Source organism: Bacillus sp. MYb78 (genome assembly GCF_002975115.1).
Lineage (GTDB): Bacteria > Bacillota > Bacilli > Bacillales > Bacillaceae_G > Bacillus_A > Bacillus_A cereus.
In genome coordinates this window covers 72,386-98,012 of the sequence record NZ_PCOB01000019.1, presented here as the reverse complement: position 1 = coordinate 98,012, position 25,627 = coordinate 72,386, and the positions used below count along the sequence as shown (strand labels likewise).

Here is a 25,627-nt window from a genome sequence, read left to right as displayed (position 1 = left end):
TCCTCTAGCAATATTTTTTGAAAATGTCCCCTTGACTTTTCATAGTTGGTCTTTCTTCACAAAATGAAGAAAGGGCATAACCTTCCACCCGCAATATTTAATTGCTATTTTATTTTACCATTTTCATATGTATTACAGATAAAACAATACAAATTTAACAATCCACTTATAAAAAAAACGAACCATCTCCCAATGATTCGCTCTTACCCTATTACTTTTTCTTCACCGGTATCCAAAGCTCTACTTGTGCAAACTCACTCTTATCTTCGTGGCAACGCTCATCGTACAGTTCAAACTCTGTAACTCCGCAATGTTCATACCCTGAATGCGGGAACCATTCTGAGAATACTGCATTCCAAGTTTGGTGGATAGACGATACCATTTCTTCATGAGGAACTTTCGGCGTTGTAAATACTGCATATGTTGCTGCCGGGAAAGTACGCTTCGCAATTTCATTTGGTACATTTTCAAAGTCTGTAACTTCCATTCCGATAATGTAAGTGAAGTCCCCTGTTTCTAAATTAAAATCAGTACATAATCCAAGCTCTACCCATTGGCTCGTATCTTTACGATTGGGAATTGTTGTCCCAAGATCTTTTTGTAAATATTCTTGCCAAAATACTGGAATGTCTTGATGGTTTTTCCCTTCTTTACTTGTCGTCTTCAATTCATAACCCGCCACTAAAAATTCTGGTTTATTTACAATACGATATTCCATTTGTATGCCCCCTAAATACGGATTTAATTTTCTTTGCTTTACATTCACTCTGTAATACATCGGTGTTTCGATTTCTTGTTTTCGATATTCACTCGGTGTCATTTGAAATAATTTTTTAAAGGCTCTCGTGAACGTTTCGTGAGATTGAAAGCCATGTTCAAACGCGATATCAATAACTTTTTCATCCGTATGAGAAAGTTGATAAGCTGCCCGGGCTAACCTCCTCTTTCGAACATACTCCATTACTGTATCACCTACTAATGCCTGAAATACACGGTGAAAATGCGACTCAGAAAAACCTGCAATGCGAGCTAAATTACGCAGCGTTTGTTTTTCCATTACATCTTCCTCAATATAATCAATTGACCTTTGAATTTGTGTTTCATAGCTTTCCATCTCTGTTCACCCGCCTTATATGTATTATGATAAAAGAGAACGCAATCCAATTCTTGACGTTTTTTACTATAATTCCATAAAAAATTGTAACTTTTTTATATGTATTTCGTTGTTATGTATGAAGGGAGGGAAATTAGTGAAACGCAAACAATCATTAGAAGACATTTATTCAGATCATATGCATGATTTATTTCGCTATCTTCTCTCCCTAACCGGAGATTCTCATTTTGCTGAAGATCTCATGCAGGAAACCTTTTACCGCATGCTCGTCCATATTGATTATTATAAAGGCGAAGAAATTAGGCCGTGGTTATTTACAATAGCCTACAACGCCTTTATCGATTGGTATCGAAAAGAAAAAAAATATAAAACAACTACAGTGGAAGAATTCCATTTACCAAACGTGCCAAGTACAGAACATGAATATTTCGTAAAATTTGAGATCGCCAGTTGGTTAGAAAGTTTATCTTCTATTCCGCTCGAAAGACGAAATGTCCTACTACTACGAGATTACTACGGATTCTCGTATAAAGAAATAGCAGAAATGACCGGTCTCTCATTAGCGAAAGTGAAAATTGAATTACACCGCGGACGGAAAGAAGCGAGAAACATAGAGGAGTGATACAGATGGGATGTGCAGAATTTAAAACACTATGGGAGAAGTACGAAAACGGAACGCTCACACGTGATGAACAAGAAGAATTAGAAAATCATATAGAGACTTGTGAGGAATGTGAAGTGTATTTGGATGAATTGCTTACGAAGAGTGCACCGATCAAGAAAAGACTACCACCACAAAATCTTAATGTCCCATTTTGGAAAATAAAATGGAAACAGCGTTGGCAAACTGTTAGTTTTGTTCTTGCGGTTTGTATAGCAATCTATTTTGCCGATCATTTTTCATCTTCTCTTTACTTCAATAATATGAAAAAGTTAGCTGAAGTAAATGAGATTCCAACACTCGCACTAGAAGCAACAATTCCAAATATTCGTTCCACTGGAGGCAGTACAAAAATCAAACCCTTTTTCCGTACAGAAAATGAAATGAATTTAGTTAAAACTGTCGGCAAAAAAGAAGTTCAATTCGGTACAGTAACAACGAAAAGCTTCTTATCGTCTGTAACTGTTACAAATAAATCTTGGGCAAACAAATTGAATTACTCTAAACTTTCCTTTGTTCATCCGAAAATAAAGCAAGGTGATCATTTGAAAGAACCATCTAAAAAAGTGTGGGATACACTTGCAAAAGTACATGAGGGAACCGTTGCAGAAGTAGCGATATCTTTTGACAAACTTTACACTTTACAAGAATTAGAATCTATTCTATATAGCACATTTGAAGCACAAGAAATGCCACCAACTCCTGTATGGTACGCTTTAGACACAGGACAAGAGAGAATAGATGAGGAAGATTTCATCCTACATGGCGGAGAGGTTATCGGATTTCCAGAACATATAAACCTCCCTGATAGTGAAGCAGAACGACCGAAGACAAAAGAAGATGAAGTAATCGAAATGATGCGCATTCTTTCTGAGCATAAAAAAACTGTAAGTAAAACTACTTGGACTCTTGAAAAAGAGCTGAACTTAGATAAGCGTTATGAGTATGTAAAAGAGAACGGTGTAAAAATATACGGAATTGTTATTACTGGCCCGTCGAAAGAGTTATTAAAATTACAAAACTCCCCGCACGTACGTTATGCGACTCTTGGAGATATTGAGATTTGGAATTGGTTTGATTATTAATAAAAAAGAAGTAGCGCTCTAAAAACGATGCGCTACTTCTTTTTAATTCGAAATCACTTTCACATACATCCCTCTCACCGCCTTTTCATAAGCGACCTCGCTCATCTGTTTTATTTTTTCCGATACGACAGACGATTGAACAACTTCACCTTCACGAAGTAACGGAGGATCAATAAGACGGACTTTATTTTTCTGATACAAATCGTAATCGTCTCTATCTTCTTTTACTTTTACATTCGGATGAACTTTTCTTAATAAAGCATGGACTTCTGAATCATTACATTGCTGCAATTTCGAAATAAGCTCCTCATCTTCAAGAAGAAAATCATCTGCATGAATAATCCTTTTATGAAGAGCTACCTTTAACATTTTCGCTAACATATCATTTCCGTAAATATTCATTGGTTTCATAAAGAAATCGATTACTTCTTTGTAATACGTTTCTGTAAACCACTCTGCCATTTCGATACTTTGAAGGACCATTTTCCCCTCTACTGCGATGACATCCTCTAAAAAACTATGGACTTCTTCTAAAGAAATATACCCATATGTATACATATCTCGTAACGTATAATCTACTCGATCTGCGCATAATTCGGGCGCTGACCTTTCTAGTAATGTCCACTTCGAATCATCTAATAAAATATCTTCATAGTTATAACCATGCTTCACAAGGATCGCTGGAATTTCTGAGTTTTTCACAACAGAACTAAATATCTCTTCATGGTAACTTTCATCTTCATTATCAAAAACGTAATCAATCACGTGGGAAAAAGCAGTATGTGATACGTCATGCAGTAAACTAGCGATCTGTTCTTCTACTGAACCACCTAGTTTTTTAACTAATAACATAACACCAACTGAATGATCAAAGCGCGTTACATTCCATTTCTCGTTCACTAAGTAACTTGCGCCTGCTTGATGAATTCCCTTTAGTCTTTGCATAGACTTACTTGAAATTAATTCTTCTACTACTTGATCCACTTCAAATTCTCCGTATAGTACATCTGATATGATCACTTACAATCCCCCTTTATTTTAATCGAGTCTTATAATCGTATCTCTTTTATGAAATTAGCACCAACATAAACATTTATTGTTATTTGTTTTTATTGAAAAAATAGAGAGCCATCAGCTCTCTATTTCATAACCCCTATTCAAATGTAACTTCTACCTGCACAATCTCCGACCTACTACCAAGTCTAAGCGGGGGTCCCCAAAATCCAAATCCAGAAGAAACAATTGCGTGGAACGCGCCTTTTTGTGCGTATCCCCAGTCTAGCTCGTACATTCTTCTCGTTACAATATGATTGGGCGCCATTTGTCCGCGGTGCGTATGACCGGATAATAATAAATCTACACCTGACGCTGCTGCTTGTTTCAACTCAAATGGCTGGTGATCCATTGCGATAACAGGCATCGATTTATCTACCGTACTCATTAATTGTTCAAAGCTTCGGCGATCTCGCTCTGTTTTATCTCTTCTTCCAACGAGATAAAAGTCATCTTCAATTGTAATTACTTCATCTAAAAGAATACGAATATCAATCTTATCCATCTCTTGTAAAAACTCTGGAACTGCTCTGCCGTAATATTCATGGTTTCCTAATACGCCATATACGCCTAATGGTGCTTTCATTTGTTTCATGATTGGTCCCATATTCTTTTGAATGAACACACCTGGATGATCGTCGATAATATCACCTGGCAGTAAAATAATATCAGGTTCCATCTCATTTACATGACGAACAAGTCTTTTTAAATGCGAAACGCCAGACAGTTTACCGAAATGCATATCAGAAGCCATCGCAATGCGTAAACTTTTACGCCCCTCTACCTTTTTCGGTATGTGCACCTCGTACTTTCTTACTACCGGACTATACGCATTAAATACTCCATACGCAAAGATAAAGATAAATGCAACTATCACAGCCGCCCCTGTCCAAATAATTGCCGCTTCTTTCTCTACTGAAAACTGTAAAAGAAAGACCATAATATCAGCTAATGGCAACAACATAAGCGCATATTGTATGACCGCAAACCAAATCGAACCTATCGTTCGCAGAAATGGCAAAAACTTAAACACTTGCACAAGAATGTACGCATATGAAATAAATGCGACTATGAAAGCATAATATCCCCAAGATTCCCAGCCAAATACCGCATGAAGCCAAACCCATCCGTTCCAGCCGATGTAAAACATAAGTAGTGTGTATATAATTAATATGGTAAATATATTGAGATAACGAAGATTCTTCACAGCCAGCCTCCTTATTGATTTCTTTTATTATAACTTGTTATGCACTTATAACGTACATATTAAGCGCTTCAATCTTCAGAATAAGAACATTGATAAACATATTGTCTTAAAATTTTTAAGAACGGCTGTAATGGACATTTTTGAGTCTTAAGTGTTGGATGAAATTCTATTATCTTTATCCTTCAAAACTCATCTATGCAATTATGCATAACCATCCATTCCGTTTTATTTCCATGTTACGATATAAATGTAATACGACATATATCGACAAAGATAAAAGGAAGTGATTGTATGAAACGTTCTAAAACCTACTTAAAATGTTTAGCATTATCCGCTGTTTTTGCTAGTAGTGCTGTAACTCTTTCAACACCTGCTACTTACGCTCAAACGACGTCACAAGTTGTAACAGATATCGGGCAAAATGCAAAAACACATACGAGCTATAATACATTTAATAATGATCAAGCTGATAATATGACAATGTCTTTAAAGGTAACTTTTATCGATGATCCAAGCGCTGATAAACAGATTGCCGTTATTAATACAACTGGTAGTTTTCTAAAAGCAAATCCTACTATAAGTGATGCACCTATTGATAACTACCCAATCCCTGGCGCTAGTGCAACATTACGTTATCCTTCACAATATGATGTTGCATTTAACCTTCAAGATAACAGCGCTCGTTTCTTTAACGTAGCGCCTACAAATGCTGTAGAAGAAACGACTGTAACATCTAGCGTATCTTATCAACTTGGTGGCTCTGTTAAAGCTTCTGTAACGCCTAATGGCCCTAGCGGTGAAGCTGGTGCAACTGGTCAAGTCACTTGGTCTGACTCTGTAAGCTATAAACAAACTAGTTATAAAACAAATTTAATTGACCAAACAAACAAAAACGTAAAGTGGAACGTATTCTTTAACGGATATAACAATCAAAACTGGGGTATTTACACACGTGACTCCTATCATTCTTTATATGGAAACCAACTTTTCATGTACTCTCGCACATACCTATATGAATCTGATGCAAAAGGTAATTTAATACCGATGGATCAACTTCCAGCATTAACAAATAGCGGTTTCTCTCCTGGTATGATTGCTGTTGTTATCTCTGAAAAAAATACAGATCAATCTAACTTACAAGTCGCTTATACAAAACACGCCGACGATTACCAACTTCGTCCAGGCTACACATTCGGAACTGCAAACTGGGTTGGAAACAACGTAAAAGACGTTGATCAAAAAACATTTAACAAATTATTCACACTAGATTGGAAGAATAAAAAATTGGTAGAGAAAAAATAAAGAAAACCGAACCGCCACTTAGATGACGGTTCGGTTTTTATTTAAATTACAAAATCCTCCGGAATAAACACTTTCACTTCTTTCGGCTGTACGTATACGAAATCACCCGCTTGAATGTTCAGCTGCTTGAACTGTTCTTTCGTAATTTCTGCTTCTAAATATTCATCTGTTCCGTCTCGTTTTAATTCTACATATACGACATTTCCGACTGCGTGAGAATAAGATACTTTTGCCGGGATTGCATCTATGCTTTGTTTCGTACGAGATATTGATAAGTCATGCGGCCTTACGTAGGCTATTCCGTCTACGTTGGAAACGTGCTTATGCTCTGGTGCTTCTAGTTCGACCGATCCTACATTTAGCTTTCCTTTATGAACACGGCCGTGAAATAAATTTACATTTCCTAAAAAGTCATATACAAACGGACTTGCTGGGTTTTCATATACTTCTTCCGGTGTTCCCATTTGTTCAATGCAACCTTCATTCATTACAACGATGCGGTCTGCAACGTCTAACGCCTCTTCTTGATCATGTGTTACAAATACGCTCGTAATTTGAAATTCGTCATGTAATTTTCGGAGCCATCTTCGTAATTCTTTTCTCACCTTTGCATCGAGTGCACCGAACGGTTCATCGAGTAATAAAATTTTCGGTTCGACTGCAAGTGCCCGGGCTAGTGCAATACGTTGACGTTGTCCACCAGATAATTGCGCTGGATAACGTTTAGCAAAGCCATCCATTTTTACGAGCTTTAATAATTCTGTGACCTTTTCTTCTATCGCTTCTGCTGACGGTCTTAAGCTTTTCTTTCTTACTTTTAAACCGAAAGCGACATTCTCAAATACATTCATATGCTTAAAGAGCGCATAGTGCTGAAAGACGAAACCGACTTGCCTGTTTTTCACGTGAATGTCTGTTAAATCTTCTCCATCAAATGAAATAGAGCCTCCATCCGCTTCTTCTAATCCTGCAATAATGCGTAATAACGTCGTTTTCCCAGAACCTGACGGGCCTAATAAGGCAACAAGTTCGCCTTTTGGAATATCCAAATGAATGTCTGTTAGTGCTTGAAATGTACCATATTGCTTTGATACACCTTGAATTTGAATACTCACCGTAATCCCCCTCCTATTGTCGTTTTTCCATTCGCCATTCAATCCAGTTTTTTATAACGAGTGTAAACACTGCAATTAATGACATTAACGTCGCTACTGCAAATGCTGCTGAAAATTGATATTCATTGTACAAAATTTCAATATGGAGCGGCATCGTGTTCGTAATACCGCGCACGTGACCTGATACGACAGAAACGGCTCCAAACTCACCGATAGCACGGGCATTACATAGAATCATGCCGTACAAAAGACCCCATTTTATATTTGGAAGCGTAACGCACCAAAACATTTTCCAGCCACTTGCGCCAAGTGATAAGGCTGCCTCTTCTTCACTTTTCCCTTGTGCCTGCATAATCGGAATTAATTCACGTGCAACGAACGGGAAGGTTACAAAGATTGTTGCGATAATAATGCCTGGTACAGAGAAAATGAGTTTCACTCCATGTTCAAGTAACCATTCGCCAAGAGCACCCCTCGGTGTGAAAAGTAAGACGAATACTAATCCTGCGATAACTGGTGACACAGCAAACGGCAGTTCAATAAGAGAGAGTAATACTTGTTTTCCTTTAAACTGAAACTTTGTAATAAGCCACGCGGCCGCTACCCCAAATATCGTATTAAGAGGCACAACGATTAACGCAACGAGAAGCGTTAATCTAATTGCTGAAAATGCTTCTTGATCTGTAATAGCGGCAATGTATACATCCATCCCTCTTTCAAAGGCTTTTAGAAAAATAGTTATGAGTGGCAGTAATAGAAAGAGAGATAAAAATAAAACTGTAATCGTAATTAATATGCCTGGTACAAGCTTAGATTCTTTTTTAGCTGATACGCTTTTTACTATTTTCTTTTCTAATAATGTTGGTTCCATTTTCTCTCCTCCTATTCACTTTTTAGTTCATGCCTTCTACTCCAGCTTTGAATCATATTAATAAGAAGAAGGAAAAGGAGAGAAATAATAAGCATCACGGTCGCTACAGCTGTTGCCCCCGCATAATCATATTGTTCTAGTTTCGTCATAATCATCAGTGGTGCAATTTCTGTTTTCATCGGCATATTACCTGCGATGAAAACGACAGATCCGTATTCTCCTAATGCTCTTGCAAATGCGAGTGAAAAACCGGCAAGAAGAGCGGGAAAGATTTCTGGTAAAATGATTTTCACAAATATTTGTAAGCGGGATGCACCTAAACTCGAAGCCGCTTCTTCTACTTCTTTATCAATATTTTGCAGCACTGGTTGCACCATTCGAACGACAAATGGTAAACCGATAAAAGTAAGCGCAACGATAATTCCGAGTGGTGTAAAAGCTACTTTTATATGAAACAGACTAAATATTTTCCCAATCCATCCATTTTCCGCATAAAGCGTTGTAAGTGTAATACCAGCTACAGCTGTCGGAAGTGCAAACGGTAAATCAATGAGTCCATCTAATAGTCGTTTCCCTGGAAATTTGTAGCGTACGAGCACCCAAGCTATTAATAAACCGAAAATGGCATTTACAATAGCAGCTGCAAATGAAGTTGTAAAACTAACTTGATAGGAATGCAACACACGCTCGTTCGTTATAACCCCAGCGAACTTCTTCCAACCTAACTGTGAAGTTTGAATAAATACGATAGAAAGTGGTATAAGTACGAATAAGCTCATGTACAACATTGTAAATCCAAGCGATAATCCAAACCCTGGTAAAACACGCTTCTTCCTCATCCTCTTTCACCTCATCCCCCTTTAGCAGTACGCATTATTTTTGATAAATTTTATCGAATACGCCGCCGTCATTAAAGTGTTTTTCTTGTGCTTTTTTCCAGCCACCAAATAGTTCATCTACTGTAAATAATTGAACTTTCGGAAATTGGGATGCATATTTTTCTGCTACTTTTTCATTGCGCGGGCGATAAAAGTTTTTCGCCGCAATTTCCTGCCCTTTTTCTGAGTACAAATATTCCAGGTATCCTTCTGCTACTTTTTTCGTTCCTTTTTTATCAACGACTTTATCTACAACCGCTACTGGTGGTTCTGCAAGTACACTAATAGAAGGGGTTACAATTTCAAATTTATCTTTTCCAAGCTCTTTTTGAGATAATAACGCTTCATTTTCCCACGCGATTAATACGTCTCCAATTCCTTTTTCAACAAATGTTGTCGTTGCTCCGCGCGCTCCTGAATCTAATACTTCTACGTTTTTATAAATTTGGCTAACAAACTCTTTCGCCTTATCTTCACTATTATTATATTTTTTCAATGCGTATCCCCACGCCGCTAAATAGTTCCAACGTGCTCCGCCTGATGTTTTTGGGTTTGGTGTAATGACAGACACACCTTTTTTCGTTAAGTCATCCCAGTCTTTAATTCCTTTCGGGTTTCCTTTTCGAACAAGAAATACAATTGTTGACGTGTATGGAGTGGAATTATTCGCAAGTCGCTTCTGCCAATCTTCTGCTAATTGTTTTTTCTTGCTAATGGCATCAATATCATAAGCAAGTGCTAGTGTAACAACGTCTGCTTCTAAGCCATCAATAACAGAGCGCGCTTGACTTCCAGATCCCCCGTGTGATTGTTTTACATTTACTGTTTGCCCATGCTTCTCTTTCCAATACTTCGCAAAATCTTTATTGAAATCTTGATATAACTCCCTCGTTGGATCATAAGAAACATTTAAAAGCTCAACTGTTTTTTTATCTCCACTTCCTTCAGAATTACTAGTGGATGTTGCCGAACCACACCCTGATAAAAGTACAACTGCTGATAATAAAACACCTGTACTTTTCATAAACGCTGTCTTTCCCCACTTTTTCATCGTTAAGCCCCCTTAGTTTATACAATAGAAAAAGGCACACAATATATTCACAAATGTGAACATTGTGCGCCTTCAGTTTATCTGATTAGCTTCTAATGTATTCTATTCGATTTCTTTTCATTTTAATTCTGTAATTCACATGTGTCAACTTGGAATTTGAATTTTCTTATTAAACTAAAATATTGGCATACGTTGAGCCCAATGATTTTTCAAATCAGCAAATTCTTTTGGTAACTTACTATTTTCATTCCATTCTAATTTATATGCATTTACTAACACCGTAGCCATTGATTCACGGTTCATTACTCCATTTTGATTAAAATTACCGTTCTTATCATTTTCAGAGTTCATCAATAATTTCACAAATAAGATATTGCACTCGCCGTAAGCGTTAATCCCTTCTGTTCTATGTATATCTCCTCCTTGTTGGTCATATGAAGCTTTAAATATATGGCACCACAGCTTAATCAATGCACAAAAAAATGAGGCAACCACCTTCAAAGATGGTTGCCTCATTTTTACACTTGCATCGCTTTCTCTCTCAATGCTCTTCTTAACAACTTACCCGTGGTATTCTTCGGCAATTCTATTAAAAACTCAATGCTTTTCGGCACTTTATATTTCGCTAAATGTAACGCACAGTAATGCATCAGTTCTTCTTCTGTTACGTTTGCTTGCTTCAAAACGACGTACGCTCGCACAGCTTCTCCTAAGTTTTCATCAGGAACACCGATTACAACAACTTCCGCTACTGATTCGTGCGTATATAATACTTCTTCTACTTCACGAGGATATACGTTATAACCGCCAACTAAGACGATATCTTTTTTACGATCAACAATATAGAAGTAACCTTCTTCATCCATTTTCGCTAAGTCACCTGTATATAGCCAGCCGTCTTTCAATGTCGCAGCTGTATCTTCTGGTGCATTATAGTATCCTTTCATAACGTTAGGTCCGCGAACGATTAATTCGCCGACTGCGCCGACAGATACTTCTTCCCCAAGTTCATTTACAATTTTATTTTCTACATGCCAAATATTTGTGCCAATTGATCCTGGTTTACGAGGACGATCTAGCGGGTTGAAACAAGTAACTGGTGATGCTTCTGATAAACCGTATCCTTCTGAAACAATAACGTTAAAACGTTTTTCAAAGTTTTGCAGAAGAGCAACAGGCATCGATGCACCACCGGAAATACAAAGGCGAAGCGTCTTCACATCTTCTGCGCTTGCTTCTTCAAATAAATATAAATAATTGTACATCGTCGGTACGCCAGCAAAGATCGTTGGTTCGTACGTACGACAAATACGGAATACTTCTTTCGGACTAAATTTCGGTAGCATTAAAATCGTTGCCCCGTTCACAATCGGTGCATTTACCGCAACTGTTAAACAGAATACATGGAACATCGGCAGTGCCGCAACGACGCGATCGTCAGCAGTAAATTGTAAATAAGACGCAACATCATTCGCATTACTATATAAATTTTTATGTGTGAGCATAGCGCCTTTCGGTTTTCCAGTTGTACCTGAAGTGTATAGGATAACCGCTACATCCTCTTCATCTAGTTCAGGGCCTTCGTATTGTAAATCTCCAGCCCCCACAAAACTAGTAAACGTTTTCATTTTTTCGGTTTCTGTATGGTTAAACTCTGATGAGGTTTCGCATATGATGATGTTTTCTAATGAAGGAAGTCTTGTTGTAAGAGATTGTATAACAGGTAGAAGGACGTCGAGTACGATGATTGTTTTTACATCTCCATTTTGTAAAATGTAATGCATTTCGTCTGCTGTATAAATTGGATTAACTGGAATAACAGTTGCTCCGGCTTTCATTGTTCCGTATAAACCGACCAAAAAATGTGGTGAGTTCCCAACAACTAATGCGACATTGTCCCCTTTTCCAATGCCCATTTCTGCTAAATTGCTAGAAAACCTTGTGACCATTTTGTTTAATTGGTCATATGAGACCGACTGATCCATAAATATATAAGCCGGTTTATCCCCCTTCTTTTTTGCCGTTTCAGCCAAAGATTGAACGAGATTCACAAAAACCCCACCTTTATAAAATTTAGAATATTTAAAAATTCTAAATTAATTATATTAAAAGAAAATTAAAGTGGCAAGTGATATTCTATTAACTGCATATAGACAGATCACCTTCTCTTGGTTTACTTTGGAAAGATAAGGGAATTTTGTTCGCAAGTAATTTATGAAACTAGACCAGAAATCATTTTAGGATAATATGCATTCATCTTTTCTCTAAGTTTATTAAGTTCCTCTTTATTTAAGTTCGTATACTCTCCATACAAATTCAAAACGTCCGCTCCATTTTCATGAAAATACACGGTAACATATAACGTCGGTAACCCTTTATTGTTTTCATCTATTGATAAGACGACATCTGGCGTTTTATTAACAGTGCTGAATGTTTCATTTCTTTTCCATTCCTTATTTTGAAACCTGTCCTGTATATCCTGTATCTTTCGTTTGTTATCTGTATGCGTAAAATATATAACATTATCCCGCGCTGGCTTTCCGATAGATAAAAGGGTACGACTTGAGGAAGTTTCACTGTTACACGCTGCAATCCCAATGACGAATCCGAGCAATATTACAATGTGTATGACCCTTTTCATATCGATCCGCCTCCTTTTCATATATATATTCCTTTATAAGAGGCAGATGTCCTGTAAGTATACATTTTGTGGTAAATGGAATTATATCGACAAAACTATAAAAAGAAAGAGGCTGCCTTTATGGCAGCCTCCCTCATTTTTAGAAGAATAAATGTAAGAAATCTTCTGTTGTAATGTTACCGAAGTAGCGTGCGATATCTACGCCTTCTAAAGCTGCAGTGAATGCATCTTTATCGAACTGAACGCCTGTTAGACGCTCTTCGATATCATGAACATCTAGTGAACCGAAGAAGTCGCCGTAAATTTTACATTCTGTTACTGTTCCTTTTTTCACTTCAAGGCGAACGTCAACTTGTCCAACTGGGAAGCGGTGTGAATGTTGTAAGTTGAACTTCGGTGATTTTCCGTAGTTCCAATCCCAATTTTGGTAACGCTCTTCAGAAAGTTTATGGATTTCTTTCCAATCCTCTTCTGTTAATTCATACGTTGGGATTTCTGTTTCTCCTTCGAAAATTGTTTCTAGAAGAAGTTGTCTAAACTCTTCTGTCGTCATTTCTTCGTTTAGAAACTCTGTAATGTTCGCAACGCGGCTACGGATTGATTTAATACCTTTTGATTGAATCTTATCCATTTTTACTTTTAACGCTGATACGACGTGATCGATTTCAGAGTCAAATAGTAACGTACCGTGGCTGAACATACGACCTTTCGTTGAGAACTGCGCGTTACCTGAAATTTTTCTACCTTCAGCTAAAATGTCGTTACGACCACTTAGTTCTGCATTTACACCTAATTTACTAAGCGCTTTCGTTACAGGCTCTGTGAATTTTTTGAAGTTGCTGAAACTGTCTCCATCATCTTTCGTAATAAAACTGAAGTTTAAGTTTCCTAAATCATGATATACTGCGCCTCCGCCTGATAGACGACGAACGACATGAATACCTTTTTCTTTTACGTAATCTGCATTAATTTCTTCTACTGTGTTTTGATTTTTACCAATGATAATCGAAGGCTCATTAATGTAGAACAGTAAATATGTTTCGTTAATATCTAAATTCTTCACACAATATTCTTCGATCGCTAAGTTTATTCTAGGATCTGTAATTCCTTTATTATCAATAAATAACATCGTATCACCTCATGAGTTCCATACGTAGCCACTATGCGCTAGCGTAATATGGCCACTGAAAATTTGTTTTGCTTCTGTTACTAAATCAGATGGGTTGCCTGTATGCGGTAAGTGCGTTAATAAAAGTTCTTTTACATTCGCATCTTTTGCAATACTTGCTACTTCTGTACTATTCATATGCCCTGCTTTTGCAGCCTCTTGATGTGCATACATATTACACTCACAAATGAAAAGATCAGCATCTTTTGTGAATGGAATGAATTCAGGAATATAACTTGAATCAGCGCTGTATACTACAGCATCATCTCCAGCTGTAATACGCATCGCAAAGCATGTAACAGGATGAACAGTTTTTAAGAACGAAATCGAGAACGGTCCAACTTGAAGTGTTTCTTCTGGATTGTACGCGATTCCTTTCGTATGTGGTTCATGTGTTAAAGAATGGAATCCATTCTCGTCAAACGTATGACCGTATATTGGTAATTCCGGTAGTTGCCTTGTTGTCGCACTCGTAATTAATCTCGCATATTGCAATACCCCAATGTCCGCAACATGATCGTGATGATAGTGTGACAGTACAACTGCATCTATATGAGATGGTGTTATATATTTTTGAAGCTGTGCTAGTACACCACTACCACAGTCTACAAGTAAACGAAAACCATCGTGTTCAAACAAATACCCCGACGTTGCTTCTCCCGCTTCTGGAAAGCCGCCCCAAAAGCCGACAACAGTCATTTTCATATGTATCCATCCTTTCTAAAACCGAGTAGGAATGCAGTTTTTCTCCGTACTTGAGAAAGTTTTTTACTTACATCCTACATTGTTAACTATAATCCATTTCCTAAACTTTTTCATTAATTTTCAATTTTGTTATAAAACAGTTGTTGACTTTTATTTTTTGTACTAATACAATGATAGTAAGAAATGGAAATGGAGGGATTGACATGATCGATCAACCAATGGAGTTTTTCAGAAATTTACCGACGAAAACTTGTGCGCACTGTGGGAAAGAAATTGATGAGCAACACGAAGCATACCATAACAAATGTGACGATTGCGTTCACGAAGAATAGTAGTTTGTGAACATAAAAAAACCTAGCAGACATAGTCTACTAGGCTAATAACATCTTATCCTTCATCGTTGAACCTTTCACCAAGAGCTCCAGTTCAAACTCATACAATTCTTTTTTTCGATAATTTTTCGTATGGATTTTATCCATCATCAGGTCGACAACTTTTCGGGCCATTTCATCAATTGGCTGTTCAATTGTCGTAATACCTGGTTCTGTAATCTGCGATAATATTTGATTATCAAAACCGATAACAGCGAGATCATCTGGAATGCTCCAGTTATGGCGTTTCGCCTCTGAGATAATTCCAGCTGCTACCTCATCGCCTCCTGCCAAAATCGCGGTAGGATTTTTTTTGTCCTTCAATACTTCATGGAATATTCGTTTTCCATCTTCCCAAGAGAAAGCGTTTTCGAGAAAGTCAATCGCTTCTACTTGGCGGCTCTTCTCAGTTATTGCACGTAAAAAGCCCATTTTTCGCTGCTGGCTAACGACTTTGGTTTCGTTACCACGGCAAAAAATAAGATTACGATATCCTTGATCTAACACATGCTTCGCAGCTATGTATGCTCCTTGCGCATGATCAAACTTCACTGTTGGAATATTTGCTTCCTCAATATATTCATTACACAACACGATTGGACCGTGCTGTAAGTATGGCTCTACATCTTCCCACGGATTTTCTAGTGAACATAGAATAATCCCATCTACTTGTTTCGTAGATAATAATTGTAAATACTCCATCTCTTTTTCCGGTAAATATCTTGTTTGACAAATAATCAGTTTATATTTATGTTCAGAAGCAGCAATCTCGATTGCTTCAATAAATCTACTGAAGAAAGGATTTGTAATCCTTGGAACTAGCACCGCAATTGTTTCCGTTTTTTGTTTACGAAGCCTTCTCGCCGCAGAATTAGGAACGAAGCCTAAATGCTTCATTGCTAATTGAACCCTTTTTTTCTTCTCATCTGAAACATATGGATGATTATTAATCACCCTAGAAACCGTTGTCCTTGATAACCCCGCTAATTTCGCCACGTCCTCTATAGTCGACACGAAATTCTCCCCCTTTGCATGAAAACGTTTTCTTAAATTGATTATATAGTATATTATTGGAAACTGCAATATCGGTTGTTATGATTTTACTATATTAATATTATACATAGGAAAAAGTCTGTTAATGCAGGGGCAATATACTACTTTTAGAAATTTACGTTATGTACATTCCTTTTCTTAATACCATATATCCTTTATTCAATATAAAACCCCATCAATACGTCATCTCCATATGATCCATCTTCATACTTTATTTGCTTTCTTTGTCTTCCTTCTTCTACAAAACCCATACGTTTGTACACTTTAATTGCCCGATCATTAACAGAAACTACACCTAAGCAAATTTTCTCTAAACCTTTCTGCCCTTTAGCCCAACTAATAAGAAATTCAATTAATTTCGTGCCGATGCCTTGATTACAATACGCCTCTTTAATCCCCATTCCCATTGTGCCTGCGTGTTGTAACCGTTCTAGTTCATATCGGTTGAAAAGTAAAAAGCCAACTACCTTCCCATCTACTTCATACACGATATAAAGATTACCTTTCTCATTGCTTTTCCGTATCTTTTCTCTTTCTGCATTACTATCATTCGGTAACTTCTTTGGGGATACTATGAAAAATTTTGTAGTAGTTTCCGATAATATAATTTCTTTTCTAATATTCATAATTGCTTCTGCATCAGTCTCTTTTACTAACCGTATCATTGAATCACCTCGTACTTTTTCTTTTTAAAAATAATATTAAAACTATAAAACGTCCAATATGCAATATTACATATTGAGAATCTTTTTACTCTTGATACAATATTCATACATCAAAATAAAAGGAATGTATGGAATGAACCCAATCTTAACAGCTGCAAAACAACTATTACATAAAGAAGAAAAAATTTTATCTACTTTAAAATGTTCACTTACTGGCTATATGATTACGCATAAAGTCCCGTATCCTGGCATGTTACTTGCTACTAATAGAAGACTGCTCTTTTTTAGCCAATATAAAAACACATTCATTGCCGAATTTGATTATGAAAAAATTCTATCCATAGAAACGAAGAGAAGAATCTTTGACAAAAAAATAATATTTTATTATGAAGATGAATATATAACGCTTGGATACATTACAAGTTCGAATGTTGAAGCTTTCATAGACTTACTACAAAGAAACAGCAAGACTAGCACAGGCTTATAATCAGCGAGGATCCCCTCGCTGATTCATTATTTTAACTCCTCCCACTTCGTCCAAACTTCTCTCCCGTTTATACGGTACATATTATCCTCTCTATCCATAAACCCCTGTACAATAAATTCACGTCTAATTGTACAAAAATCATCATGATATTGTTTTATAAATGTATTAATTTCTTTTTCTGTATATTGATTTTCAGCATTTAACTTGCTTATTAAATGCTCCAACAATACTAGTTTTTTCTTCTTTTGACCTGGAATCGATTTTAAACGATCCTCTTTATCGAAAAAGTTACGAATGGTCGTATCGCGGAATTTCATTTCACTTTCAGTCATTTTTTATCCTCCATCACTTTTTTTCTTTATCTTTTCACTTAAAATATCAATAAAGTAATATCCACCCATTAACACATAGTAGAACGTAAGTATTCCAAATGCATCTTTCATACTTGTATATACTTCTTTATCAAACAATATAGGTGAAAGGGCATAAACAAGAAAGATGATTAGCGGATTTACGATAAAATAATAAGTAAGATTGCCTCTCATCATATCAACTCCTCTACCCTATGTTTCTCTGTAAATTGTTGTAATTCCTTTTCTTTCGTTTCTATAGCTTTTAGAAAGATTTATAGATGAACTAAGGAGAAGATGCCCTCTATTAAAAGAAAAAAGCACCAAAAAGGTGCTTTTTTTACGCTTCAACCGATTGATTTTCAGCAACATTTTTAAATTGTCGTTTGTGCATCAAAGTTAAGGAGGCGATTGTTCCAAGTGATAATACAACGATAAAGATCATGAGCATTCCTATGTTTTGCCACATGAAGTTAAAGTCTCCACTCGATACGACTGCTTTCAATCCTGATACAGAGTATGTCATCGGTAACCAAGCATTGAATGGTTGTAAAAACTTCGGAATCAACTCTAGTGGGAATGTTCCAGCACTTGTTGTAAGCTGCATAATTAATGTAATGATGGCGATAAAACGACCTGCATCACCAAAAGCTGTTACTAAACATTGAATTAATGCGATAAACGCTAAACTTGTAATGATACTAAAGAGTATGAAGTATGGAATGCTTTGTACTTCTACACCCAATCCGAACAGTAATATAACATCTGCTACTATCGCTTGAATAATACCGACTGATAGTAACACGCCGAACTTACTAATAAACCAACTAAATCCTGATTTCGGAACGCCAACTGTATCGCGTAATGGGTATACGATAGATAATAATAATGCCCCAACAAATAAACCGAGTGATAAGAAATACGGCGTAAATCCAGTTCCGTAGTTAGGAACTTCCGCCATTTTCTCTGTCTTCACTTTTACAGGACTTGCAAACATATCATACGTTTTATCTGTCCCTTTTACTTCCCCAGTTTTCTCTGCCCCTTCCCCAAGTTTCTCAGCAAGTTCACCTGAACCATCGTTTACTTTCACTAGTCCATCAGTTACTTTTCCTGAGCCGTCTGCTAGTTTATTTACGCCGTCGATTAGCTGGGTCGAGCCCGTTGACATTTTATTTAAGCCACCATTTAAAGTACCTAAGCCAGTTGTTACTTGGCTTGAACCGTCTGCCAACTGCGTTATGCCACCTGTCATTTGGCTTGTTCCTACAGATAATGTACCCAAACCGCCGGTTACTTGGCTTGAGCCATCTACTAATTGATTTACTCCTGCAGATAATTGACCTAATCCTGCTGTCACCTTTCCTGATCCGCTTTGTAATTGCGTTATCCCATCAATTAATTGAACTGATCCATCTTTTAATTTATCGGCACCTATTTTTGCATTATCTAATCCCTCACCAAATCCATAAAACTTACTAACAAATTCATTTTGAGCATTTGTTAGTTTCTCAATACCATCTGCTAGAGTTTTTACTCCTTCTGAATTTGGTAATTTATTTTGCAATCCACTTGTTTTTTGATCTATTTCGCCTTTTAATTGTTTTACTTCTTCATTTAATTTATTTGTTCCACCTGCTACTCCAGTAGCTTTTTGCTGAACTGTCGCTGTGCTTTTTACGGCACTTGTTATGAATGGTTGTAACTGTTCTTGATATTCTTTCGGTAAACTCTCAATTTTCTTTTGTAAATTCGCTACCTCTTGCGCTGCATTTTTGGCATCTCCTGCTGTTGATTGCGTAAGTTCATTTAACTGATTTACATTCTCTCCAGCTCCATCTATTTTCTCATTTACTGCATTCAATATAGAAGGAACTTTCGACTGCATTTCCTCTAATCCTGCAGCAGAATTTTGTACGTTACTATTTAAATCCTGCAATCCCTTTTGAATCGCTTGAGAACCTTTCTCTAATTGACTTTGCCCTTCAACAAGTTTTCCCATACCATTTGATAGATTAGTTGTTCCTGTTTGTAATTCGCCGGATTTACTTACTAGTTTGTTCAAGCCACCAGTCACTTTCTCAGATCCATCACGCAATTCACCCGTTTTGCTATTTAACGTATTTAAACCGCCTGTTACTTTTCCGGAGCCATCTTGCAATTTCCCTATACCCGTCTGCATCTCACCTGTTTTGCTATTTAACGTATTTAAACCATTTGTTACTTTGCCTGATCCATCTACTAATTTATTAGATCCATCTGCTAATTTCTGAACTCCATCCTTCATCTCCCCAGATTTCCCTTGAAGTGTATGAAGGCCATCCGTCACTTTACTTGAACCATCATGCAATTCACTTGATCCGTCATGTAGTTCATTTGCCCCTTCCGCTCCATCTGCTAATCCTTTTGAGACGTCTTTAATAGAATCAAACATTTTCTCTGCATATGTTTTCGTTAACGTGCTTGATACTTCAGTTTTAATCTTTTCAATAGCTGTTCCTCCAATTTGTGAAGATAAGAAGTTTAAGCTTTCGTTTGGAATGTACTCTAAGTTTAATGGCTTTGGATTGTCTTTTAGTAACGTTGTAGCGTTACTTGAGAAGTCATCTGGAATGCGCACTAACATGTAATACTTTCTACCTTCCATTCCTTTCTTTGCTTCTTTTTCACTTACGAACTCCCATTTAAAACTTTTATTATCTTTTAAATTATCAACGAGCCCTTTTCCGACCTCAATTGGTTTCCCATCAAATACTGCGCCTTTATCTAAATTGACTACTGCAACTGGTAAGTCATCTAACTGTTTATACGGATCCCAAAAGGCCCACAAAAACATCCCTGCATATAAAATCGGTACGAATAAGACCGCAATAATTGGAATTAATATTTTTTTACTTTTTATAATTTCCGTGAACTCTTTCCGAAGTAACTGATTCCCTTTCATAATTTCTCCCCCTTTTATAAATGACCAAAATGTTCATATAGTCATTTTCACCCAAACAAAAAGGCTATACTTGTTCATACATATGCCTTATCCCCGAACTTATTACTATGCAACTTTTTCTCATTATGATTATAATTTTTCTATAAACCCTCCTCAAATTAAATATATGACCGTATTGTTCATTTGGTCATTTTTTTATAAAATTAAAAGGATTATCTTAGTTTGACAATCCTTTTAGTAAATAAAGTTCAAATAACTCTGCAATTTTTTCTTTTTCTAGCGGTTCATGATTTTTTTCCCAATCAAAAATAAGCGATACATATAGACGAAGCATAATAAATGCTGTAATTTCTGGATCACATTTGCTAATTTCACCTTTTTCAATCGCAATCTTTAAATACGATTGAATAACAGAAACGATTTCCACATCAACTTGTTGCATAACTTCTTGTACTTCTTTCGTTCCCATATCGCGCTCTTCTTGAATTAATTTAATCATGAGCTGATGTTCTTTTCTAAATTCCAAGATGCTATATAATGCTCTATGTACATTTTCAAAAAATGAAACATCTGAACGAATTGCATTTTCTGCAACTTGCTTCATTTCTGTAATTAAATTAGAAATAATTTCACCAAATAGCTCTTCTTTATTTTTGAAAAAAGTATAAATCGTTCCTTTTCCTACATTCGCTAACTTCGCTACTTGATCCATCGTTGTTGCTTTATAACCGAACGCTGAAAAAGACTTTGTTGCAGCTTCAATAATAGAACGTTTTCGATCTATCGCCACATTGTCACCTCCAAAAATGACCAATTGGATAATATAGTCAATCAGTACATCTTTGATATTACCACACGCTTACATTCTATACAAGTTCTCTTTTTATTATTTCCAGTATAAAAGATTTCAGTCAAGTTATATCATACTGTCCATAGTGTATCAAAAAGTATACTTGTATGGAAAGCTAGAATATATTCATAATAATTGCTGGCTAGATCCCACTAGAAATTTAATAAAATAGACAGTGTTCTTAAAACTAAAAGTTTAAGAACACTGTCTATTATTTTGACATAGAAATTAATATTTTCTCCATTTCTTTCTTAGTTAGCTCATCATCGATTATCTCTTCGTATATCTTTGTATCTCTTGTAAAAATATCATTCACTATGACAACCTGATACTCACTATTCTTTCCTTGTTCTGGTACAAACATTTTGAGCCCTTTTAACTTATCCTCTCCATGAGAAGATTTATTATAGACCATTCCTTTCCCGTCTAAATTATAACTTTCTAGATTCTCTTCTCCAGGCATCATGTAGTGAAGTGGATCCTTATTACCACCTGCATAAATCCTTGATTGGTAAATTGTAAAACCATATTTTCCATTTGTATATTCTGATTTAACAACTAATTCTACATCTCTTCCAAAATATGAGTCAGCCCATTCCCTCTTTAATTCATAACCTTCAGGTATATAAGTCGGCTGCTTAATTTGATACGGTACATGTTCTTTCGCTTCTTCTATAGTATATGTTAAAGACTTCTCCACCCTTTCCGAAAGTGGAACTAATTTCTTCTCAATACTAGCTAATCTTTCTTGATCAGCTTTATTCAAACGTTCACGTTTAAATTCCTTTGTATCTCTATCATAATTCTCAGGTACTTTTTTATTAACCATTGCTTTTTTATGAATTTCTTTAGCTTCTTTAAATAATTGAACATACTGCTCAAATTCTTCTTTTGTAAAATTCTTTTCTGCCAAATACAAAAAATCTGTATCCCTTTTATATGACTTTATTGACATACCCCATTCTCTACTTGCATTCTCTGGTGTACCTAATACTGTTTCTATCGCTTTTTCAAAAGCTGCTTTAGATTGCTTTTTTTCTACAACCTTTTCTTCCTGTCTTTCATCTCCCTCAGTTATCTTTGCATTTAATAAAAATCCGCCTGCTATAGCTGCTATCGCAATAATCCCAAGTAAAGAAAGACGATACGATTTCTTTTGGAATTTTTTAATCATAACGATTCTCCTTTTTAGTGTTCGTTTATTTCTACTTAAATTTGCTAGGCTTGGTACTTGATAGGAATAATGTTCTAAAAGGGTAATAATTGTATGACCGTATGCAATTTGTTCCTCTTTATCTATAAAAGTAAGTGCATATGCATCACATGCCAATTCTTGATCTTCTCGCATACAAAAATAGGCGTACCAAAGAATTGGATTGAACCAATTTAATAGGATTAAACTGTACATAATCCAATTTACAGCTACATCTTTTCTCTTAATATGAGCTAACTCATGGTAAAAGACATATTGTAATTGTTGCTCATTTAATACTTTCATATGTTTTTTTGATAGTAATACTTTTGGGCGAAAGAAACTAAACACAGTTGGACTTGCAATTTTTCCTGCTAAACGTAAGGAAACTGCCTTCTTCACTTTCATAGACTGCTTACAGCGATCAAACACTGTAATGACCTGTTCATCCGTAATATCCGGTTGTTTCTTTATGTACGAATATAACCGTCTATTTGTAAGAAACGTGATGGCTGCTAATATGATTACCCCAGCTAGCCACACATACAAAGCAAGTTTGTATAAAGAAAATGTAGTCTGTTTTTCCGAACTGACTTCTACTTCCGGTTCGCTAGTTTTTGTCACCATTTTAGGATTTGATTCCAATTCCACTTTACGGTCGCTTTCTATGTTCACTATATTCTCAGTAGCCGGCATATTTTTTGGAATAACTTCCGATACACTAGAACTATAGGAAAGTAATGAGTAAATGCTATAAGAGCTATCTGGCGACCATGGTAAAAGGAGTCTTATCATTAATACGATCCACAACATATATTGCCACCGGGGTGTTAATTTATTTCTAAATAGAACTTTTATACATAAAATAAATCCAACTAATATGCTGGCCATAAGTGACGTTTCTATAAGCCAATCAAAAAAATGAGGAAGATATACATTTATAAGCGTGTCTATCATTTTTATCGATCCTTCCTCTTATTCTCCTCTGTCTTCTCATCTAAAATGCGTTTTAATTCATTAATATCTTCTGAAGACAATTTTTCCTCTTTTAAAAAATTAACAAGTAACGGCTTAAACGCTGCACCGCAAAAACGCTTTAGTAAAGATTTCGTTTCCACTTGCAAATAATTATCTTGTGATACTAACGGATAATAAGCATACATTCGCCCTTTATCTTGATGGTAAGAAACGGCTTCCTTTTGTACTAATCGATTAATTAATGTGCGGATTGTTTTCGGTTTCCAGTCCATTGCATCTTCCAGTTCTTCTATAATTTCATTCGCTGTTTGTGGAGAATTCGACCAAAGTACTTTCATAATTTCTAATTCCGCTTCAGATATTTTAGGTAATTGATTTGTCATCGTATGTTTCACTCCTAAGTATTACATTTGTAATCTACAATTAAGATTACAAATGTAATACTTAATTGTCAACCATATTTTAGAAAAATTAATTTCAGCTAAACCTTACTTCACAACAACAAAATTCCTCTTTTTCAAATAATCAAATAAAAAAACAAGAAAATCTTTACAATTAATAGTAATATAGAAAATAGACAAGTTTATCAAAATAGTGGAGGCTTTTTCAGTCATGATGCGTGCGCTTCGTTTAAATATAAAGCAAGCTTTTTGTAATCGTGTTTCTTTAATTATTATGTTCAGTGGATTTGTTCTTATTTGTATTTATCATTATTATTATGTAATTCGTTATTTAGGAGACGCTGCGAATGGACCTATATCGACGGATATTAAATGGATTGGATTTCGCGACAATGAAATGGATGTTTATTTATTATTAATGCCCGTTATTGCTAGTTTCCCCTTTAGTACAAGTTACAATTCGGATAAATCAGATGGTTTTAAACCGTTTGTAAGTAAAGGGATTTCTTTGTTCCCTTATTCAGTAACGAAATATATTGTTACATTCTTTTGTGGCGGATTTCTTTATACATTTCCATTCATCTTATCGTTATTATTTTGCAAATTAACCATTCCAGACGGAGAACCGACTGCTGGTTCAGGCATTATAAATGATAATGGGATGTTTGCAAACTTATATTACGAATCTCCCCTCACTTACATTGCTGTATATATCGGAATTAATTTTTTATTTGCAGGTTTAATGGCCCTTTTAGGACTTGCAGCATCTGCGTGGTCACAAAAGGACTATATGGCGATTCTTTTCCCATTTGCAGTTGCCTCCATTCCTTACGTCCTGCTAAATACGATATTCCCTACAATAGGCGGAGCGCCTTTTCATTTATATGACCCAAAACAACCGTTGCATGGCATGTCTCCGTATATTTTAACGATGCAATGCACTTTCTTCCTCCTCGTTAGCTTAATCATGTATATACAAGGAGTAAAACGTGATAGAAAAAAATATAGAAGAAGGTTGCAAAAAAGAGAGCGGTGTAGAAAAGCGTTTCAAACAATTTCAGACTAAATAATTAAACGAATAAGAGCGTAATTCCCTAAGTTAACATAGAGAATTACGCTCTTATTATCATTACATATAATCATCCTCCCCTTTACGGTGTACCTGCCAATCCCCATAAGATAACGAACACCGCAAAATAAATTGCTTTAATACCTACCACTGAACATAATAAAATAATTGCATATTTACTTAATTCTCTTCTTGCACCTATTAAAGTAAAAATAACCGCCAAACTAAATGTTATATAAGAAGCTGCTGTATTAATTAAGTTATACGTAATATCTAGATTGCTTGTAAGTCCTGTTATATCAGCTACAAACTGAAGCATGACGATCGTACTAAAAAAAATTGCAAGCTGATTCATTAACTTTCCATTTATTTGTAACTGCATTGTTGTCCCCCTTAAAAAACTAAATATTCAATTA

The 25,627-nt window shown here is 35.9% G+C and carries 27 protein-coding genes and 1 pseudogene; 7 read left to right on the top strand and 21 right to left on the bottom strand.

What is annotated here, in order from left to right; genetic code table 11:
- Window positions 1–211 precede the first annotated feature (211 nt).
- Window positions 212–1,114 (bottom strand): AraC family transcriptional regulator, encoded by a 903-nt coding sequence (locus tag CQ064_RS26040; RefSeq protein ID WP_000446842.1) that lies wholly within the window; start codon window positions 1,112–1,114, stop codon window positions 212–214.
- 118 nt (window positions 1,115–1,232) lie between these two features.
- Between CQ064_RS26040 and CQ064_RS26035 the strand changes: the two genes are divergently transcribed.
- Both CQ064_RS26035 and CQ064_RS26030 read left to right on the top strand, forming a co-directional pair.
- Window positions 1,233–1,736 carry an RNA polymerase sigma factor gene (locus CQ064_RS26035; RefSeq protein ID WP_003269770.1) on the top strand — a complete coding sequence of 168 codons (504 nt, stop codon included), beginning with the start codon at window positions 1,233–1,235 and terminating at the stop codon, window positions 1,734–1,736.
- A gap of 5 nt (window positions 1,737–1,741) precedes the next feature.
- Window positions 1,742–2,860 carry an anti-sigma factor gene (locus CQ064_RS26030; RefSeq protein ID WP_000501659.1) on the top strand — a complete coding sequence of 373 codons (1,119 nt, stop codon included), beginning with the start codon at window positions 1,742–1,744 and terminating at the stop codon, window positions 2,858–2,860.
- 42 nt (window positions 2,861–2,902) lie between these two features.
- Here CQ064_RS26030 and CQ064_RS26025 read toward each other — a convergent pair whose 3' ends face one another.
- Together CQ064_RS26025 and CQ064_RS26020 are read right to left on the bottom strand one after the other, a co-directional pair.
- On the bottom strand, window positions 2,903–3,880 hold the full coding sequence (locus tag CQ064_RS26025; RefSeq protein ID WP_000587067.1) for an HD domain-containing protein: 978 nt from the start codon (window positions 3,878–3,880) through the stop codon (window positions 2,903–2,905).
- A 133-nt stretch (window positions 3,881–4,013) separates the two neighbouring features.
- Window positions 4,014–5,120, bottom strand: a complete 1,107-nt coding sequence (locus CQ064_RS26020) for a metallophosphoesterase (RefSeq protein ID WP_000793730.1) — start codon at window positions 5,118–5,120, stop codon at window positions 4,014–4,016.
- A gap of 34 nt (window positions 5,121–5,154) precedes the next feature.
- Between CQ064_RS26020 and CQ064_RS34340 the strand changes: the two are divergent.
- Window positions 5,155–5,268, top strand: a pseudogene (locus tag CQ064_RS34340) (TetR family transcriptional regulator); the annotation flags it as partial.
- A 143-nt stretch (window positions 5,269–5,411) separates the two neighbouring features.
- Window positions 5,412–6,422 (top strand): beta-channel forming cytolysin CytK2, encoded by a 1,011-nt coding sequence (gene cytK2, locus CQ064_RS26010; protein ID WP_000830633.1) that lies wholly within the window; start codon window positions 5,412–5,414, stop codon window positions 6,420–6,422.
- 41 nt (window positions 6,423–6,463) lie between these two features.
- Here the strand turns inward: cytK2 and CQ064_RS26005 are convergent, their stop codons facing one another.
- The 9 genes from CQ064_RS26005 to CQ064_RS25965 all read right to left on the bottom strand — a co-directional run bounded on the left by CQ064_RS26005 (window position 6,464) and on the right by CQ064_RS25965 (window position 14,851).
- Window positions 6,464–7,537 (bottom strand): sulfate/molybdate ABC transporter ATP-binding protein, encoded by a 1,074-nt coding sequence (locus CQ064_RS26005; RefSeq protein WP_000027095.1) that lies wholly within the window; start codon window positions 7,535–7,537, stop codon window positions 6,464–6,466.
- A gap of 13 nt (window positions 7,538–7,550) precedes the next feature.
- Window positions 7,551–8,408, bottom strand: a complete 858-nt coding sequence (cysW, locus tag CQ064_RS26000; RefSeq protein WP_000433823.1) for a sulfate ABC transporter permease subunit CysW — start codon at window positions 8,406–8,408, stop codon at window positions 7,551–7,553.
- A gap of 11 nt (window positions 8,409–8,419) precedes the next feature.
- Entirely contained in the window at window positions 8,420–9,247 is an 828-nt protein-coding gene (gene cysT / locus CQ064_RS25995) for a sulfate ABC transporter permease subunit CysT (protein ID WP_001227879.1), read from the bottom strand.
- 34 nt (window positions 9,248–9,281) lie between these two features.
- The gene (locus CQ064_RS25990) at window positions 9,282–10,337 is read right to left on the bottom strand and encodes a sulfate ABC transporter substrate-binding protein (RefSeq protein WP_000758702.1); all 1,056 of its coding nucleotides are present in this window, start codon (window positions 10,335–10,337) and stop codon (window positions 9,282–9,284) included.
- Window positions 10,338–10,511: 174 nt separating this feature from the next.
- Window positions 10,512–10,688: a hypothetical protein gene (locus tag CQ064_RS34335; protein WP_003269765.1), complete on the bottom strand. Its 177-nt coding sequence runs from the start codon at window positions 10,686–10,688 to the stop codon at window positions 10,512–10,514.
- A 167-nt stretch (window positions 10,689–10,855) separates the two neighbouring features.
- On the bottom strand, window positions 10,856–12,388 hold the full coding sequence (locus CQ064_RS25980; RefSeq protein ID WP_001055187.1) for a fatty acid--CoA ligase family protein: 1,533 nt from the start codon (window positions 12,386–12,388) through the stop codon (window positions 10,856–10,858).
- Between the two features lie 161 nt (window positions 12,389–12,549).
- On the bottom strand, window positions 12,550–12,978 hold the full coding sequence (locus CQ064_RS25975) for a hypothetical protein (protein WP_000832166.1): 429 nt from the start codon (window positions 12,976–12,978) through the stop codon (window positions 12,550–12,552).
- 139 nt (window positions 12,979–13,117) lie between these two features.
- Entirely contained in the window at window positions 13,118–14,107 is a 990-nt protein-coding gene (gene lplA, locus CQ064_RS25970) for a lipoate--protein ligase (protein ID WP_000897280.1), read from the bottom strand.
- A 9-nt stretch (window positions 14,108–14,116) separates the two neighbouring features.
- Entirely contained in the window at window positions 14,117–14,851 is a 735-nt protein-coding gene (locus tag CQ064_RS25965; protein WP_000784690.1) for an MBL fold metallo-hydrolase, read from the bottom strand.
- 203 nt (window positions 14,852–15,054) lie between these two features.
- Here CQ064_RS25965 and yhfH point away from each other — a divergent pair, with 203 nt between their 5' ends.
- Window positions 15,055–15,183, top strand: coding sequence for a protein YhfH (gene yhfH / locus CQ064_RS25960; protein WP_000567010.1), 129 nt, complete (start codon window positions 15,055–15,057; stop codon window positions 15,181–15,183).
- Window positions 15,184–15,222: 39 nt separating this feature from the next.
- Here the strand turns inward: yhfH and CQ064_RS25955 are convergent, their stop codons facing one another.
- Together CQ064_RS25955 and CQ064_RS25950 are read right to left on the bottom strand one after the other, a co-directional pair.
- The gene (locus tag CQ064_RS25955; RefSeq protein ID WP_000103715.1) at window positions 15,223–16,236 is read right to left on the bottom strand and encodes a LacI family DNA-binding transcriptional regulator; all 1,014 of its coding nucleotides are present in this window, start codon (window positions 16,234–16,236) and stop codon (window positions 15,223–15,225) included.
- A 194-nt stretch (window positions 16,237–16,430) separates the two neighbouring features.
- Window positions 16,431–16,940 carry a GNAT family N-acetyltransferase gene (locus CQ064_RS25950; protein ID WP_000620470.1) on the bottom strand — a complete coding sequence of 170 codons (510 nt, stop codon included), beginning with the start codon at window positions 16,938–16,940 and terminating at the stop codon, window positions 16,431–16,433.
- Between the two features lie 133 nt (window positions 16,941–17,073).
- On the opposite strand from CQ064_RS25950, the gene CQ064_RS25945 reads away from it, so the two are divergent.
- Window positions 17,074–17,427, top strand: coding sequence for a PH domain-containing protein (locus tag CQ064_RS25945; RefSeq protein ID WP_001068221.1), 354 nt, complete (start codon window positions 17,074–17,076; stop codon window positions 17,425–17,427).
- A 26-nt stretch (window positions 17,428–17,453) separates the two neighbouring features.
- Here the strand turns inward: CQ064_RS25945 and CQ064_RS25940 are convergent, their stop codons facing one another.
- The 6 genes from CQ064_RS25940 to CQ064_RS25915 all read right to left on the bottom strand — a co-directional run bounded on the left by CQ064_RS25940 (window position 17,454) and on the right by CQ064_RS25915 (window position 24,124).
- Window positions 17,454–17,759 carry a DUF2087 domain-containing protein gene (locus CQ064_RS25940; protein WP_000140289.1) on the bottom strand — a complete coding sequence of 102 codons (306 nt, stop codon included), beginning with the start codon at window positions 17,757–17,759 and terminating at the stop codon, window positions 17,454–17,456.
- 3 nt (window positions 17,760–17,762) lie between these two features.
- Entirely contained in the window at window positions 17,763–17,975 is a 213-nt protein-coding gene (locus CQ064_RS25935) for a hypothetical protein (RefSeq protein ID WP_014481972.1), read from the bottom strand.
- A 142-nt stretch (window positions 17,976–18,117) separates the two neighbouring features.
- On the bottom strand, window positions 18,118–20,721 hold the full coding sequence (locus CQ064_RS25930; RefSeq protein ID WP_000678074.1) for a YhgE/Pip domain-containing protein: 2,604 nt from the start codon (window positions 20,719–20,721) through the stop codon (window positions 18,118–18,120).
- A gap of 217 nt (window positions 20,722–20,938) precedes the next feature.
- Window positions 20,939–21,511, bottom strand: coding sequence for a TetR/AcrR family transcriptional regulator (locus CQ064_RS25925; protein ID WP_000963378.1), 573 nt, complete (start codon window positions 21,509–21,511; stop codon window positions 20,939–20,941).
- A 271-nt stretch (window positions 21,512–21,782) separates the two neighbouring features.
- A complete protein-coding gene (locus CQ064_RS25920; RefSeq protein WP_015055096.1) occupies window positions 21,783–23,720 on the bottom strand; it encodes a M56 family metallopeptidase in 1,938 nt (645 codons plus the stop codon).
- Window positions 23,721–23,722: 2 nt separating this feature from the next.
- Window positions 23,723–24,124 carry a BlaI/MecI/CopY family transcriptional regulator gene (locus tag CQ064_RS25915; RefSeq protein ID WP_000184503.1) on the bottom strand — a complete coding sequence of 134 codons (402 nt, stop codon included), beginning with the start codon at window positions 24,122–24,124 and terminating at the stop codon, window positions 23,723–23,725.
- A gap of 229 nt (window positions 24,125–24,353) precedes the next feature.
- Here CQ064_RS25915 and CQ064_RS25910 point away from each other — a divergent pair, with 229 nt between their 5' ends.
- Window positions 24,354–25,208, top strand: coding sequence for a hypothetical protein (locus tag CQ064_RS25910; RefSeq protein ID WP_000984143.1), 855 nt, complete (start codon window positions 24,354–24,356; stop codon window positions 25,206–25,208).
- Window positions 25,209–25,293: 85 nt separating this feature from the next.
- Here CQ064_RS25910 and CQ064_RS25905 read toward each other — a convergent pair whose 3' ends face one another.
- Window positions 25,294–25,593 (bottom strand): hypothetical protein, encoded by a 300-nt coding sequence (locus CQ064_RS25905; RefSeq protein ID WP_001176841.1) that lies wholly within the window; start codon window positions 25,591–25,593, stop codon window positions 25,294–25,296.
- Window positions 25,594–25,627: the final 34 nt, after the last annotated feature.

Excerpts from the sequence above, each read along its gene's own strand:
- CQ064_RS34335 (WP_003269765.1), bottom strand. The coding sequence starts at position 10,688 with ATGAACTCTGAAAATGATAAGAACGGTAATTTTAATCAAAATGGAGTA.
- lplA (WP_000897280.1), bottom strand. The coding sequence starts at position 14,107 with ATGTTATTTATTGATAATAAAGGAATTACAGATCCTAGAATAAACTTA.
- cysW (WP_000433823.1), bottom strand. The coding sequence starts at position 8,408 with ATGGAACCAACATTATTAGAAAAGAAAATAGTAAAAAGCGTATCAGCT.
- CQ064_RS25945 (WP_001068221.1), top strand. The coding sequence starts at position 17,074 with ATGAACCCAATCTTAACAGCTGCAAAACAACTATTACATAAAGAAGAA.
- cytK2 (WP_000830633.1), top strand. The coding sequence starts at position 5,412 with ATGAAACGTTCTAAAACCTACTTAAAATGTTTAGCATTATCCGCTGTT.
- CQ064_RS25905 (WP_001176841.1), bottom strand. The coding sequence starts at position 25,593 with ATGCAGTTACAAATAAATGGAAAGTTAATGAATCAGCTTGCAATTTTT.
- CQ064_RS25930 (WP_000678074.1), bottom strand. The coding sequence starts at position 20,721 with ATGAAAGGGAATCAGTTACTTCGGAAAGAGTTCACGGAAATTATAAAA.
- CQ064_RS26030 (WP_000501659.1), top strand. The coding sequence starts at position 1,742 with ATGGGATGTGCAGAATTTAAAACACTATGGGAGAAGTACGAAAACGGA.
- CQ064_RS25975 (WP_000832166.1), bottom strand. The coding sequence starts at position 12,978 with ATGAAAAGGGTCATACACATTGTAATATTGCTCGGATTCGTCATTGGG.
- yhfH (WP_000567010.1), top strand. The coding sequence starts at position 15,055 with ATGATCGATCAACCAATGGAGTTTTTCAGAAATTTACCGACGAAAACT.
- CQ064_RS25920 (WP_015055096.1), bottom strand. The coding sequence starts at position 23,720 with ATGATAGACACGCTTATAAATGTATATCTTCCTCATTTTTTTGATTGG.
- CQ064_RS25915 (WP_000184503.1), bottom strand. The coding sequence starts at position 24,124 with ATGACAAATCAATTACCTAAAATATCTGAAGCGGAATTAGAAATTATG.
- CQ064_RS25990 (WP_000758702.1), bottom strand. The coding sequence starts at position 10,337 with ATGAAAAAGTGGGGAAAGACAGCGTTTATGAAAAGTACAGGTGTTTTA.
- CQ064_RS25965 (WP_000784690.1), bottom strand. The coding sequence starts at position 14,851 with ATGAAAATGACTGTTGTCGGCTTTTGGGGCGGCTTTCCAGAAGCGGGA.
- CQ064_RS26035 (WP_003269770.1), top strand. The coding sequence starts at position 1,233 with ATGAAGGGAGGGAAATTAGTGAAACGCAAACAATCATTAGAAGACATT.
- CQ064_RS26040 (WP_000446842.1), bottom strand. The coding sequence starts at position 1,114 with ATGGAAAGCTATGAAACACAAATTCAAAGGTCAATTGATTATATTGAG.
- CQ064_RS25910 (WP_000984143.1), top strand. The coding sequence starts at position 24,354 with ATGATGCGTGCGCTTCGTTTAAATATAAAGCAAGCTTTTTGTAATCGT.
- CQ064_RS25940 (WP_000140289.1), bottom strand. The coding sequence starts at position 17,759 with ATGACTGAAAGTGAAATGAAATTCCGCGATACGACCATTCGTAACTTT.
- CQ064_RS25935 (WP_014481972.1), bottom strand. The coding sequence starts at position 17,975 with ATGATGAGAGGCAATCTTACTTATTATTTTATCGTAAATCCGCTAATC.
- CQ064_RS25950 (WP_000620470.1), bottom strand. The coding sequence starts at position 16,940 with ATGATACGGTTAGTAAAAGAGACTGATGCAGAAGCAATTATGAATATT.
- cysT (WP_001227879.1), bottom strand. The coding sequence starts at position 9,247 with ATGAGGAAGAAGCGTGTTTTACCAGGGTTTGGATTATCGCTTGGATTT.